The sequence below is a fragment of the uncultured Veillonella sp. genome, assembly GCF_937981445.1.
Classification (GTDB): domain Bacteria; phylum Bacillota; class Negativicutes; order Veillonellales; family Veillonellaceae; genus Veillonella_A.
Window position 1 is genome coordinate 63109 of sequence record NZ_CALJON010000051.1, and the last position, 14248, is coordinate 77356.

A 14248-nucleotide genomic window follows, 5' to 3' on the forward strand; every position below is an offset into this window, starting at 1 on the left:
ACTTTTATGACTGAAACTACCACAATCATCCTTCTATGTTTAAATATAAATAAGGAGGACTTACTCCACCGCATAGGCTCTAATTATCCTATATTGTGAAACTTATCCTCTTTTTTTATTTATGTCCCCCTCTAATTCAATAACGCCTTATTCTATAAATTAGATTCCTCACTATTCTCCATACTATTCGCCTTAATCATAATAGGCTGTTAGCTGTCAGTATTTAACACGCTTAAATTTAATTTTATAAAATAAGCAAAAAAGAGTTCCGTCACAATCCTAAATTATACGAATTGTAACGGAACTCTTTTAAAATCTGGTGCCGGAGGTGGGACTTGAACCCACACGGTGTTACCCGCTTGATTTTGAGTCAAGTGCGTCTGCCATTCCGCCACTCCGGCATGAATGGAACAAAAATAATAATACAGGAATTTGACTAAATTGTCAACTAAAATTTATCATTTATGATTTTTCAATAAACAACTCTCAACAACTATACAACACCTATATAAAATCTATTTTATCTTCATAATCATATAAGCAGCTACAGAATTTTTTATATTCGAATAAAATCAACAAACAATGAATAAATAATATATAAATCAAAATTATAAGGATATTTTCCCTAAATTTTTCTCATATATTAACTATATTATCCATAAATAACGAAATTTTTAAATATTTACAAAAATTAATTATCAATTTTAACACAGCCTATTTAAGCCCGATTAAAATAATGCCAACTATTTAGTATATATAAGCATTTCTACTCTATATTTTTCTATACTTTACATGAATTTTTCTATATAATAAATCATGCACTAATTTATAAGCTACTAAGAACTTAGGAATCCATAAGCTTATAAGTTAAAAAGAAAGGAGTTTTTTTATGGAATCAAAATTTAATCTTCGAGCAGCTAGCAAATACTTAGCTCCAATTATTATTGGTCTCATTGTATTTACCATCGGTGCTCCTGAAGGACTGACAACAGGTGCTTGGATTTTCGTTAGCATCTTCGCCGCTTTAGTTGTAGGCTTAATTTTAGAGCCGATGCCACCAGCTTTTATTGGACTTATTGCTATTACTTTATCTATTCTCTTTAAAGTTGGTATGCCTGTTGTAGACAAGGCAGGTAAAGCGGTTACTATTACAGCCGCATCAGCGGTTAATTGGGGGCTTAGCGGTTTCTCCAACTCCATCGTGTGGCTAATCTTTGCCGCCTTCATGATTGGTATCGGCTACCAAAACAGTGGTCTTGGTCGTCGTATTGCCTTATACTTAGTTGAAAAATTAGGTAAATCCTCTTTAGGTCTTGGCTATGCCATTGCTATTACGGATTTAATTTTAGCACCATTTATTCCAAGTAATGCAGCGCGTAGTGGCGGTACCATTTACCCTATCGTTTCAAGTATTTGCCCTATGTTCGACAGCTATCCAGACAAAAATCCTCGCAAAATTGGATCCTATCTTTGCTGGGTCAGCCTTGCTACCACTTGTGTATCAAGTACTTTATTCCTCACTGGGCAAGCACCTAACCCACTTGCGGTGGAATTAGCTGCCAAAGCCGGTGTACCTACTGTAAACTGGACAAGTTGGTTCTTAGCCGTTGCACCAGTAGGCATTTTACTCTTCCTTATTACACCAGTATTAACCTATTTCCTTTGCCCTCCTGAAGTAAAAGGTTCTCCTGAAATCGCTGCTTGGGCTAAGGAAGAATTCCACAAACTTGGTAAAATGTCTGGCGCCGAAATTGCCATGGCTTGTATTTCTGTTTTAGCCCTTGTACTTTGGATTGGTGCCGGCTATTTTAAAATCAACCCTACTACTACAGCACTTGTAGTTATCATCTTAATGGTTGTATCTAAAATCATCACTTGGAGTGATTTCTTAGCCAACAAACCAGCCTGGAATGTACTCACTTGGTTCGCCACATTAGTACCTATGGCTGAAGGCCTTAAAAATGTAGGTTTCTTAAAATGGTTAGCCAATGCATTTGGTTCCTCCCTCGTAAGCTTAGACTTAATGTGGGCTACGCTAGGCCTATTGCTCGCGTTCTGCGTACTTCGTTACTTCTTCGCTTCTGGCACAGCCTATGTAACTGCCATGGTTGGCCTATTTGCAACCTTGATTTTACAAATTCCTGGCGCCGATGCTAGCCAAATCATGTTAATCCTCTTGCTCCCAATGGGCATCATGGGTATCTTAACACCTTATGGTACAGGTCATAGCCCTGTTTGGTTTGCTAGTGGTTATGTTAAAGGTCCTGAATTCTGGAAACTTGGTGCCATTTTCGGCATCATCTACCTTGCCATATTCATTTTAATCGGCATCCCTTGGATTGAATTCATTTTGCCTAAAATTTTATAATTCAAAACATCATACCTATTGCATAGCGTCATACCAATTGCTATAGCATATTAAAAATCCCCTAAAGTTAGACTAATCAGTTTAGCGTTAGGGGTATTTATGTTATTAGGAAAAAAGCCTTTATATACAGCATACTGAATTTTTGCGTAGCAAACCTGAATGTATGATGTATATAAAGGCGTTTATTATTAAATACTTAGCTCAATATAGCTAATTTAGTGTGGTGGAGACGAGGGGAATCGAACCCCTGTCCAAAAGTGTTGCCCCACAGACTTCTCCGAGTGCAGTCGCTGTTTTAGTTCTTAGTTAGCTATTGTACACCGACAAACTACACTAACCCAGCTCAGGGTTTTAACCTAATCTACTTGAGCATATAAATCAGGCGAGCCCGTAGTTTGACGCCTTATCCCTGCTCACGGGCAGAGCAAGGTAAGACGTAGCTTATGCAGCTAATGCAAAGTTTTCGTTTGCGTTTAATTTAAAAGTTCCACCGTTTTACGGCCTCATGGAACGCCGACTCGCTATCTATGATACACGCACCCCTGTCGAAACCATTACGTCCCCATATGTGTGCAAATTTAATTATAGCTAACTGCCTAAAAACTGTCAACTAAGAGCCTTGATCCACCTATACTCCTATAAAAAATGGCTGCCATGTATATACTAACAAGGATTACATGACAGCCTTTATTATTATACGAGTAGTTAGGCAAATAGTTTAATTGTTATAAAGGAAACTAATTACTCTAAAGTGAACTAACTACTATAAAATAAGTAAATGTCTATAAAAGTTGTAATGATTTAATATAGAAACAATGACTCAACCTTACAGTAAAAGAAACCCTTAATAATCGTGACTCTGTTCTTTCATACGCCTTTGAATATCTCGTTTCGCATCGCGCTCCGCCATATCTTGACGCTTATCATAGTTTTTCTTACCTGTTACAAGACCTACCGTAACTTTAATTAAACCATGACTGAAATGAAAATTCAAAGGCACCAAGGAAAAGCCCTTTTCCTTAACTTGCCCTAAGAGTTTATGAATTTCACTGCGATGCATTAAAAGCTTACGTGTACGAAGTGGTTCGTGATTAAATTGATTTCCCTGTTCATATGGACTAATATGCGTCTGATACAAAAACAGCTCACCATTTTCAATGCCACAAAAACTATCTTTTAAATTCAAACGCCCTTGGCGAATTGATTTCACTTCGGTACCAGTCAATACAATGCCCGCCTCAAATGTTTCATGAATATGATAATCATGACGAGCCTTTCGATTATCGGCTATTAAACTATTGCCGTCCTTTTTACCTGCTTTACTCAAATCTATACCACCTCAACAATCGAATGTAATTAAACACAACGATTTCATTACTAAATTTCATTACTAAATTACATTGCTAAATTACATTGCTAAATTACATTCTTACATTTTGTCTTCTATTTTGTCTTCTATTATACCATTAATAATATAACTTCATATACTCAAATGGATAAATTCCTAGCGTTTTGCCTTACGTTTGCCCTTATCCTTCTTCTTGCCTTTTACCTTCGATTTCTTTGTACTATCTTTACGCTTTTTATCTTTCTTCTTACTCGTACCATTTGCTTTTTCCCGACTAAAAACCGGTGCAAATCGTGATGATCGACCACTCTTGCGTGAAGTATTAGATTCTAAAGCACCGCGACTGCGCCCTAAGGATCCTCCATTAGCAAGGGCGTTACTGCCATAACCAATAGGCTTACCCATGCGTCGATTTATGCGATTTAAGAAGTACGAAATATCCTCTACAGCACCGAGTACAAAATCAATTTGTTTCTTAGCAGAATCAGCTTTGACTAATGTAACCGTTACCTCTTGTCCCAAATGGTATTCCTTGCCACTTTGACGCCCTACCAAAAGAAAATGCTCTTCGTCAAAGAAATAGTAATCATCTGTTAGAGTCGCAATATGCACAAGACCATCTATACCATTTTCAAGTTCAACGAACATACCAAACGAAGTAATAGAGCTAATACGTCCTTCAAATACTTCGCCAACGAAAGGTTCCATATATTGAACCTTTTTAAGGTCTAATGTATCTCGTTCTGCTGCCACTGCCACTTGCTCCTGAATCGAGCAATGTTCGGCAGCCTTGCTTAAATACGCTTCCGTGTCATCATATTGAGTATAGCCATTACGCCAATGCAAGGCTTTTTTCAATAATCTATGAACAATTAAATCCGGATAACGACGAATAGGAGACGTAAAATGGGTATAACATTTTGATGCTAAACCAAAATGGCCTGCATTTACCGGTGAATAACGAGCTTGTTGCATGGATCGCAAGGTCATAATTTGTGCGATTTGTTCCACCTCAGTGCCTTGTATACTGTCTAAAAAGGATTGAATATCCCGTGGCTCAATAGTATCTGCGTCAAAATGAAATGATTTACCTAAGTAAGTTACTACTGTTTGTAAGGCATTCAATTTTTCTTCACTAGGGCGTTCATGAATACGATAGATGGACGGTTTATCCGTATTAGATAAATAAGTAGCTACCGTTTCATTGGCGATGAGCATACAAGCTTCAATGATTTTCTCAGCAATAGTCCGGTCTTTACGCACAATGCGAAGTGGCGTACCCTCTTCATTTAATAAGACCTTATATTCAGGGAATTCAAAGTTTAAGGCGCCTGATTTTTCACGCATGCGAATTAATGCATTCGCTACATCATGTAAATTGTGCACCAAAGGCATGAGTTCTGTTAAGTCTTCAGGAATAATCTGTTCACTTAAGGCCTTATATACTTCATTATAACTGCAACGTCGATCAACTCGTATTACTGATGGAGTAATAGTAGATTTGATAACCCGCCCTTGGGAGTTAATTTCCATGATACAACTCATGGCATAGCGATCTTCATGGGCATTTAAGCTACAAATACCATTTGATAGAACGGGTGGCAACATAGGCACTACACGGTCTACTAAATACACACTGGTGCCTCTCTTATACGCCTCTTTGTCGAGCAAAGAACCGCCCCGTACATAATGACTTACATCGGCAATATGTACACCGAGCATAAAATTGCCATTACCTAAGAGTTCACAGCTCACCGCATCATCTAAATCCTTCGCATCTTCACCATCAATCGTCACCATAGGAACCGCACGAAGATCTAAACGTCCCGCTTCCACATCAATAGCTAGATTAATACTATCTGCTTCTTGTAATACATTATCTGGAAATGCAAAAGGAATCTTATGCTCTGCCATAATACAGTTAATGTCTAGCCCCACATCGCCTTTATAGCCTAAAATTTGTACGATACGGCCCTCAGGATGACGGCCACGAGATGTTGGCCATTCTGTAACTTCAACGAGCACCTTAGCACCACTACGGGCATCCATGGTAGCACTTAATTCCACATATACATCATCTACAATACGTTCATCATCGGGAATAACAAAGCCGAAACTTTTTTGTCGATCATAGGTCCCTACAATAAAGGTATTGGCTCGTGTTACAACATCTCGAACAACACCTTCTGGTCGGCCTCCAGGATAAGTATTTCCAAGGATTTCTACTTTGACTTCATCATTGTGAAGTGCGCCATGACGATGTTCTGGCTGAATAATGATTTCAGTAACACCATCCTCACCTACAAAGAGACCACGCCCTTGACGCTGTCCTTTATAAATGCCTTGATACCAAGTATTGGCAGCAGTATCGCCAAGTTGACGTTTTTTCTTCTCTTCCTTATGGGCCGCTTTCGTTTTATCCTTCATTTTACTTAGTGATGTAAACCGATTCTTTTCCGTTCCATATTTGCTTTCGTGTTTACTTATTTCATGACCACCTTCAGCATCAGCTTGTGCCGCGTCTTTGTAAAAATAATACTCATCATCTTTTGTACTAAGGATACCTTCACGAGATAAGTCTGCCACTGTAGACATAAACTCAGCTAATTCATCAGCGCCCTTAATGCCTAGTACATACGCTGCATCTTCAATGTGGTATGCTTCCGGCCGAATATCTGCAAAAAACTCCACAATTTCATCACGTAAACTCTTCATCTCGTCTGTATTGGATGGTACTACATCTTTCATTTTCTTACTTGATCGTTGTTTCATACTCATCACCTTTTCTTTTATCCATACTTGCAAATAACCTAATTTGCCTCATTGTGTAATACATTTACATCATTGCGTAATACATTATACTTCTACTCTCATCTTAACATGATTTAACCATTTTATGGGCAAGATGACAATATTTATACACAAATTTTACATATAAAAAAAGCCTGCGCAAGGCAGGCTCTATATTAATATTGATTTAAATAAATACCAAGTCCAAGACTAAGTACGGCAAAGATGATGCCCAAAATAATAGTCAAACGGGATAATAAGCCATCGATGCCTCTTGCTTTACCGCCAAACACGGAATCCGCAGCACCACCAACGGAGCCACCCATACCAGCACTTTTACTGGATTGCATAACTACTACTAAAATCAATAAAATGGAAACTACTACCTCAGCGAACATTAAAAAATTTCTCACAATTGTCATCCTTCCTACATTTCATTTTGTTTCATCGCTTTATCACGGTGTTCTAAATATTTTTCTAACTTACGTTTTACCCTTTGTAACGCATTGTCAATGGACTTAACACTGCGCTTCGTTTCAGCAGCTATTTCATGATATGATTTGCCATCTAAATAGCCCATCAATACCTTGCCTTCTAAATCGCTTAAAATAGTGCCCATCTTTGCTTCAATATCAGAAAACTCTTCCCGATTAATGAATAATTCCTCTGGGTCAGCGCCCTGACCTTCTACGATAACATCCATTAAAGTTCGTTCCGGTTCATCCGTATAAATCGGTTTGTTCAAAGAAACGTAAGAATTAAGTGGAATATGTTTCTGTCTTGTTGCTGTTTTTATAGCTGTAATAATCTGACGCGTTACACATAATTCAGCAAAGGCTTTAAAAGAAGCCAAGCGATCATCTTTAAAATCGAGGGTTGCCTTATATAAGCCAATCATGCCTTCTTGTATAATGTCTTCCTTATCGGCACCAATCAAAAAATAAGAGCGCGCTTTAGCCCGCACAAAGTTCTTATATTTGTCTACCAAATAATCTACAGCTACAGGATCATCCTGCTCTTGCGATAGCTTAACCACTTCTTCATCTGTTAAACCGATATAACGCTTGTACTCTTCCTTAATATATGGCTCAACATGCATGGCAGCCTCCCAAACGCATAATCCCACTAATATAAATTACATTATACTTTATATATATAAGTTCTGCAACAGTTTATATAGCCTATTTCTTCCCTCGCCTCATGGTCTCCCACTTATTGGCTATGGGGCCGGAAATCTGATGCCCTAGCTCATTGCGTTGCAATTGAACGGTATCGCCTTTATGAAGGCCCTTATAATACCGCTGTTCATCAATTTTTGCACGCTCTACCTGACCTTTTAGCTCTCGACTGGAAATACGTAAGGCCCCAAAGCCAAGAACCTGACTTTGCTCTGCATAGTCCGAAGTGCATACATACACATTCTTATATTGATTGCGCAATTCAAAAACGATGCGCTCAATACAAGAGTCAGCAGTCTCCCCATCAACCGTATATATTTCAGTAAACTCGTCCCCTTTATAGGAACGTTCTTGCCCATGATGTGCATATTTACCATCAAAAACTAATACCACTTGATAGCCTTTATGCTTACCATAGTTTTGCAAAATATCTTTAATGCGACGTCGTGCATGCTCCAAAGAACTCTTGCTGATTTTCTTAAGTTCAGGCCAAGCAAATATGACATTGTAACCGTCTACTATTAAAATATCCTCTCTCATAACTGCCTCTTTTATATACACAGCAACGAGTCATACCAAGTCTTATTTTGCTTGACGTTGCCGCACTGCTTCATATAATAAAATACCTGTTGCTACAGATGCATTCAAGGAATTGAGCTTACCATACATGGGAATGGTCACTAAGAAATCACATTTTTCCTTAGTTAAACGGCTTAGCCCCTTACCTTCATTGCCAATAACGAGCACTAAAGGCATGGTCATGTCGGCCTCATACATAGTCTGTTGCCCTTCCATATGAGCCCCTAAGACCCAAAATCCTTGTTTTTTTAAATCCTCAATGGTTTGTGCCACATTGCCAACCTGTACCAAAGGCATAAACTCCACTGCCCCAGCAGAGGTCTTTCCTACAGTGGCATTAATGGGAGCGCTATGACGCTTAGGAATCAATATGGCCGTCGCACCACAGCATTCAGCAGTACGAATAATTGCTCCCATATTGTGAGGGTCTTCAATACCATCTAATAAGACCAATAAGGGGGCTTGATTCTCCGCTCCAAGAGCCTGCTGTTGCAATACCTCTTGAAGATCCGCAAATGCCACCTGAGCCACTAAAGCCACTACACCTTGGTGAACAACACCTTCCGCATATTTATTTAATTGCTGCTCGCCCACCTTTCGAATTTCAATATGACGATCCTTCGCCAATTTTATAATTTCTTGCAAAGAGCCTTGTAGCTTTTCATTAGTAATAAACAGACGCTGAATAGAGCGGCCACTGCGAAGTGCCTCTCGCACGGCATTGCGTCCTACAATATAATCACTCATAGTGACTCTCCTTACATTCTATACTAACTGATGAATCATAAATTTAAAGGCTGTTTCCATAATAATAGCTAAACGTGCCTCTTGTTTAGATCCATATAAATACCCAATAACGGCTTCAAAAGCCGTACTACTACGATATTCTTGCACCGTAGCACTTTTAGGAACATTTACATTACTATTGCGCGCTCGTTTGGCCACGGATAGTTCTACTTCATTTAAAATGCCTTCCTCTTCCAAGTAATAAAGTGCCTTAGCCTGCATTTTAGCACATATACACTCCGTAACTAGCGTATGAATCACTTGTACCTTAGTAATGCCTACAGAACAAATATGCTGACGTACAAATAGGGAAAACACCGCATCCCCTATATAGGCAAGCATGAGGGAGTCATCTGTGTCTCCCAGAATCACTCCCTCATGCAAATCACGCGTTTTCAGTTTTTCAATAGCGGTGCTCTTCAAAAATTGATAGCGCTTAAACTTCACGTTTTTTCCACCGTGCCCCTTGTGGAGAGTCTTCAATGATAATGCCAATATTGCCAAGTTCATCACGGATTGCGTCAGCTAAATCCCAAAGCTTTTGTTCGCGGCATTGTTGACGTACATTAAGCACAACTTGCATCAATTTTTCGTATTCTTCTGCATCAGCACCTTTAGATGCGCCTTCCCAAGCATCATCTAAAATGCCTAAAATATCAGTCATAGTCTTGAAGATATTTTTAACTTCATCTAATGTTTCATGACATACTTTGCCATTGCAATTTTGCACAGCTTGGTAGTAAATGTTGATTTCTTTTGCTAAGCCAAACATTGGAGACCCTGCTAATGCTGTGTTGAAATCATCAGCCATAGCTTCTTCAAATTCGTCGCGATAAGCACGTGCTTTTTCAAGTAATGCCTTAGCTTCATCATCGCATTCGCCTTCTTCACTTGCTTCTAAGTAAAGAAGATTTTCAATAGCTGTTGTCATGCGTTCTAAGGATTTATTGGCTTCTTCTAAGCGTTCATCACTGAAGTCCAATGGGCTGCGGTAATGAGTGCTGAGTAAGAAGTAGCGCAATGCATCTGGCGCATATTCTTCTAAAATATCTTTAACCAAGAAGAAGTTGTTTAAGGATTTACTCATTTTTTCTTGGTTGATTGTAATAAAGCCATTGTGCAACCAGTAGCGTACGGAAGGATGATGTCCTGTGCAGCCTTCTGATTGAGCAATTTCATTTTCATGATGTGGGAAGATTAAATCGCTACCACCACCGTGGAAGTCAAATTCATCGCCCAAATATTTATTACTCATAGTAGAGCATTCAATATGCCAACCTGGACGGCCATTCCCCCAAGGACTTTCCCAGAATGGTTCGCCTGGTTTAGCAGCCTTCCAAAGTGCAAAGTCCATAGGATTTTGCTTGCGGTCATTAACATCTACACGAGCGCCCGCTTCCATATCATCAAGCGTACGGCCAGATAGTTTACCATATTCAGGGAATTTTTCAACACTGTAGTATACGTCCCCGTCTAGCTCGTAAGCAAAGCCTTTTTCCACTAACGCCGCAATCATAGCAATAATTTCTTCAATATGATCAGATACGCGAGGATATACATCGGCATGGCGTACATGTAATTTATCCATAACTTCAAAATAGGAATCAATGTAACGATTAGCAATAATATCCCAGGATACACCTTCACCATTAGATGTGTTGATGATTTTGTCATCCACATCTGTAAAGTTTTGGATATAAGTTACTTTATAGCCCACATGAGTCAAGTATCTACGAATAACATCCCAAGTAACAAAAGGGCGTGCATTCCCTATATGGGGATGATTATATGGGGTTACACCACATACATAAATCTTAACTTCCCCGTCCTTTACAGGTTTAAATACTTCTTTTTCTCTTGTCATCGTATTAAATACTTTAATTTCTCTCATCGTCACCGATGCCTCTCTTCCGTTTAATGATAAAGGGCCACCATCTCAATACAGAGACGGTGGCCCGCGGTTCCACTCTGTTAGGTATACACCCACTCAAACGCTTAACGGGCGTAACCGGACAAACCTACTCGGCTTCAGCTTGTCAACTCCCGAAGGCATTTCCCCTGTCTATACTTGAACTCTCACACTATCTAGTTCTCGCTGTAAAGCTAGTTACAAAGTACTTCTTTCGATCATCGTCATTAAAAACAATTTTTTCGATATATATAAGATATTACCATGAACACTAGATAAAGTCAATTAGAAAGGGCTAATTAATTGTGCAAAATTATTTAGCTGATTGTTCTGCACCTGTACAAATGCCAATAATCGTTTTTACGGACAATTCCATGTGATCTACACAGGCAAATTCATGAGGTCCATGTAAATTTTCTACACCAGTGAAAATATTTGGTGTGGGAATACCCATAAAGGAGATTTTAGAACCATCAGTGCCGCCACGAATTGGTTGAATAATAGGCGTTACACCGGCTTCTTTCATTGCCTTCTCAGCAATTTCAACACATTCCATATGGTCTTTGATTACTTCATACATATTGTAATAACGATCAGTAATAGTAAGTTTAATCACTTCACGACCATAGCGTTCGTTTAACACTTTAGCAGCAAGTTCAAAGTTTTGTTTTTTACATTCAAACTGTGCGCGGTCATGATCGCGGATTAAATATTCCATTTTACCATTTTCAACGGTTGTATTGGATTCATACAACATGATAAACCCTTCATGACCTTCTGTTAATTCTGGCACGGCACATTGTGGTAACATGCGGTCAAACTCCATAGCGAGCTTATTGCAGTTAATCATCGTATTCTTAGCAGAACCAGGATGTACGGAAATCCCCGTAAGCTCGACTACAGCACCAGCAGCATTAAAGGTTTCGTATTCAAGCTCACCTAGTTTAGAACCATCAACTGTATAAGCGAAGGCTACTGGGAAGTCTTTCACGTCAAACAAATTAGCGCCACGACCAATTTCTTCGTCAGGACCAAAGGCACACATAATGAGGCCATGCTTTACTTCAGGATGTTCCACAAAGTAACGCAAAGCTTCCATAATTTCTACAATACCCGCTTTATCATCCCCACCGAGTAATGTGCGGCCATCAGTAACAATTAAAGTCTTTCCTACATAATTTTTTAAATTAGGAAATGCTTTAACCGTGGACACAAGCTTTGGCTCTTGTTTTGGATCCTGAGTCAACACAATATCGCCACCATCGTAGTTTTCAATAATACGAGGGGTAATATTGTCTGCATTGTAGTCCGCTGTATCCATATGGGCAATAAAACCGATACCTGGTACGTCTTTATCCGTATTAGCCGGTAAAGCACCAATAACAAAGCCATTATTTGGGTTGATTTTCACACCCTGAACACCGAGTGCTTTCAAATCTTCAGCCAATACCTTAGCAAACTCCACCTGTGTTTGCGTACTTGGCACGGTTGTTGATTCTTCATTTGACCTTGTTTCAGTTTTCACATAACGAAGAAAGCGTTCCACCATTGTTTCCATAATAATCCTCCTTACGGGTTTATATGAATATCACATTCTATGCCAACATAAAATGTGCTCAAGCCTCAGTCATTTTACCGTTTACGCAGTAATACAGACTGTAGTAATCCCCCACAGTCTGTATTAAAATCGGTACGTATTCTTAGCAAATTAGCGTAAACTATACGCCTCAAAACAAATCGCGTAAGCTATACGTTTCTTAACAAATTAACATTAGCGTAAGCTGATCTTAGCGAATTAGCGTAAGCTCGCAATTGTTTCGTCTAAGCGCGCTACTGTTTTTTCTTTGCCGAATAAGGTAATGATGTAATTTAAATCAGGTCCATGCATTTGACCTGTAGTAGCAATACGAATTGGCATAAATACAAATTTGCCCTTTAATTTAGTAGCTTTCATAATGCCCTTAATAGTCGCTTTTACTACATCTGGTGTAATCTCTTCAAATGCTGCAATGGCATTGCGGAATTCTGTAAGTACAGTAATACATGATTCTTCTGCTAATACAGCATCAATCTCTGCTCTAGTTTCTTCAGTTGGTACTTCTTTATCTTCAAAAATCAATTTAGCTTCGTCTTTAATTTGAGCCCCAAAGCTAATATGATCTTTTAAGCATACACAAAGCATAATAAGCTTAGCCTTTTCTGCCTCATCAGGCTGTTCACTAGCATAACCAGCAGCCTGTAAATGAGGTAAGCAAAGTTCATACAATGCTTCATCACTTAAGTTTTTCATATAATTGAAGTTAATCCAGTTCAATTTATCAATATCAAATACTGCTGGATTTTTAGCTACTCGATCCATGGAGAAATGTTGAATTAATTCATCCATAGTGAATAATTCTTGCTCACCTTCTGGCGCCCAACCAAGTAAGGCTAAGAAATTGTCAATCGCTTCTGGCAAATAACCAAGTTGACGATATTGGTCAACAGAGGTAGCACCATGGCGTTTACTCATTTTCTTATAGTCTTTGCCAAGAATCAAGGAAATATGACCAAAAGTAGGTACGTCCCAGCCCAAGGCATTGTAAATGGCAATTTGGCGTGGTGTGTTTGATAAATGTTCTTCCGCGCGAATTACATGCGTAATTTCCATAGTATGGTCATCAATAACTACAGCATAGTTATAAACTGGGATGCCATCAGATTTTACAATAACGAAATCACCTACACCATTGGATTCAAAGGATACATGACCACGAACCATATCATCAAATGCATAGGTTTCATTTAAAGGTACACGCAAGCGCACTGTTGGTTTGCGCCCTTCTTTTTTGTAAGCTTCAATTTGTTCTTCCGTTAAATGACGGCAATGGCCATTATATTTAGGTGTTTCCCCACGTTCTAATTGAGCCTGACGTTCTGCTTCCAACTCTTCTTCAGAGCAATAGCAGTAATACGCTTTATCTTCCGCCAATAAACGATCTGTAATTTCTTTATATAAATCAAGGCGTTCTGTTTGACGGTATGGACCATGTTCACCACCTACGTCAATGCCTTCATCCCAATCCATGCCAAGCCATTTTAAAGCGGCTTTAATATTCTCTTCGCTCTCTCTAGTGGAACGAGCCAAATCTGTATCTTCAATACGAAGTAAGAAGCTGCCCCCTTCCTTACGAGCAAGTAGCCAGTTAAATAGAGCCGAACGGGCACCACCAATGTGGAAAGGGCCAGTTGGACTTGGAGCAAATCGAACTTTCATCATAATAAAAAATCCTTTCTCTATTGTATCTATA

General features: G+C 39.0%; 11 protein-coding genes, 1 tRNA gene, 1 other RNA gene and 1 other annotated feature. Of the genes, 1 reads left to right on the top strand and 12 read right to left on the bottom strand.

Annotation, left to right across the window (positions count from 1 at the left end):
* Nucleotides 1-317: 317 nt before the first annotated feature.
* Nucleotides 318-401 (bottom strand) — tRNA-Leu (locus tag Q0376_RS08120).
* Between the two features lie 488 nt (nucleotides 402-889).
* Here Q0376_RS08120 and Q0376_RS08125 point away from each other — a divergent pair.
* A complete protein-coding gene (locus Q0376_RS08125; RefSeq protein ID WP_298706368.1) occupies nucleotides 890-2368 on the top strand; it encodes a DASS family sodium-coupled anion symporter in 1479 nt (492 codons plus the stop codon).
* Between the two features lie 221 nt (nucleotides 2369-2589).
* On the opposite strand, the gene ssrA is transcribed toward Q0376_RS08125, so the two are convergent.
* The 11 genes from ssrA to gltX form a co-directional block, all read right to left on the bottom strand.
* Nucleotides 2590-2932, bottom strand: a transfer-messenger RNA (tmRNA) gene (gene ssrA, locus Q0376_RS08130).
* Between the two features lie 280 nt (nucleotides 2933-3212).
* On the bottom strand, nucleotides 3213-3695 hold the full coding sequence (gene smpB, locus Q0376_RS08135; protein WP_298706370.1) for an SsrA-binding protein SmpB: 483 nt from the start codon (nucleotides 3693-3695) through the stop codon (nucleotides 3213-3215).
* A gap of 177 nt (nucleotides 3696-3872) precedes the next feature.
* On the bottom strand, nucleotides 3873-6488 hold the full coding sequence (gene rnr / locus Q0376_RS08140; RefSeq protein ID WP_298706372.1) for a ribonuclease R: 2616 nt from the start codon (nucleotides 6486-6488) through the stop codon (nucleotides 3873-3875).
* Nucleotides 6489-6682: 194 nt separating this feature from the next.
* Complete coding sequence (gene secG / locus Q0376_RS08145; RefSeq protein WP_298706374.1) at nucleotides 6683-6919, bottom strand: preprotein translocase subunit SecG; 237 nt, start codon at nucleotides 6917-6919, stop codon at nucleotides 6683-6685.
* A 14-nt stretch (nucleotides 6920-6933) separates the two neighbouring features.
* Nucleotides 6934-7605, bottom strand: a complete 672-nt coding sequence (gene sigH, locus Q0376_RS08150; RefSeq protein ID WP_298706375.1) for an RNA polymerase sporulation sigma factor SigH — start codon at nucleotides 7603-7605, stop codon at nucleotides 6934-6936.
* 82 nt (nucleotides 7606-7687) lie between these two features.
* Entirely contained in the window at nucleotides 7688-8224 is a 537-nt protein-coding gene (locus Q0376_RS08155) for an NYN domain-containing protein (protein WP_298706377.1), read from the bottom strand.
* 42 nt (nucleotides 8225-8266) lie between these two features.
* Entirely contained in the window at nucleotides 8267-9010 is a 744-nt protein-coding gene (gene rlmB / locus Q0376_RS08160) for a 23S rRNA (guanosine(2251)-2'-O)-methyltransferase RlmB (protein WP_298706379.1), read from the bottom strand.
* An 18-nt stretch (nucleotides 9011-9028) separates the two neighbouring features.
* Entirely contained in the window at nucleotides 9029-9496 is a 468-nt protein-coding gene (locus Q0376_RS08165; protein WP_298706381.1) for a Mini-ribonuclease 3, read from the bottom strand.
* Complete coding sequence (cysS, locus tag Q0376_RS08170) at nucleotides 9486-10940, bottom strand: cysteine--tRNA ligase (RefSeq protein ID WP_298706383.1); 1455 nt, start codon at nucleotides 10938-10940, stop codon at nucleotides 9486-9488. Before cysS ends, Q0376_RS08165 begins: the two co-directional genes overlap by 11 nt.
* A 49-nt stretch (nucleotides 10941-10989) precedes the next feature.
* Nucleotides 10990-11189: a binding site (T-box leader), on the bottom strand.
* 82 nt (nucleotides 11190-11271) lie between these two features.
* Nucleotides 11272-12516: a peptidase T gene (gene pepT / locus Q0376_RS08175; protein ID WP_298706385.1), complete on the bottom strand. Its 1245-nt coding sequence runs from the start codon at nucleotides 12514-12516 to the stop codon at nucleotides 11272-11274.
* 237 nt (nucleotides 12517-12753) lie between these two features.
* Nucleotides 12754-14214, bottom strand: a complete 1461-nt coding sequence (gene gltX / locus Q0376_RS08180) for a glutamate--tRNA ligase (protein ID WP_298706436.1) — start codon at nucleotides 14212-14214, stop codon at nucleotides 12754-12756.
* Between the last annotated feature and the right edge of the window lie 34 nt (nucleotides 14215-14248).

Coding starts and splice junctions, on each gene's coding strand:
- gltX (WP_298706436.1), bottom strand. CDS start 14,214: ATGAAAGTTCGATTTGCTCCAAGTCCAACTGGCCCTTTCCACATTGGT.
- pepT (WP_298706385.1), bottom strand. CDS start 12,516: ATGGAAACAATGGTGGAACGCTTTCTTCGTTATGTGAAAACTGAAACA.
- rlmB (WP_298706379.1), bottom strand. CDS start 9,010: ATGAGTGATTATATTGTAGGACGCAATGCCGTGCGAGAGGCACTTCGC.
- Q0376_RS08125 (WP_298706368.1), top strand. CDS start 890: ATGGAATCAAAATTTAATCTTCGAGCAGCTAGCAAATACTTAGCTCCA.
- sigH (WP_298706375.1), bottom strand. CDS start 7,605: ATGCATGTTGAGCCATATATTAAGGAAGAGTACAAGCGTTATATCGGT.
- rnr (WP_298706372.1), bottom strand. CDS start 6,488: ATGAAACAACGATCAAGTAAGAAAATGAAAGATGTAGTACCATCCAAT.
- Q0376_RS08155 (WP_298706377.1), bottom strand. CDS start 8,224: ATGAGAGAGGATATTTTAATAGTAGACGGTTACAATGTCATATTTGCT.
- cysS (WP_298706383.1), bottom strand. CDS start 10,940: ATGAGAGAAATTAAAGTATTTAATACGATGACAAGAGAAAAAGAAGTA.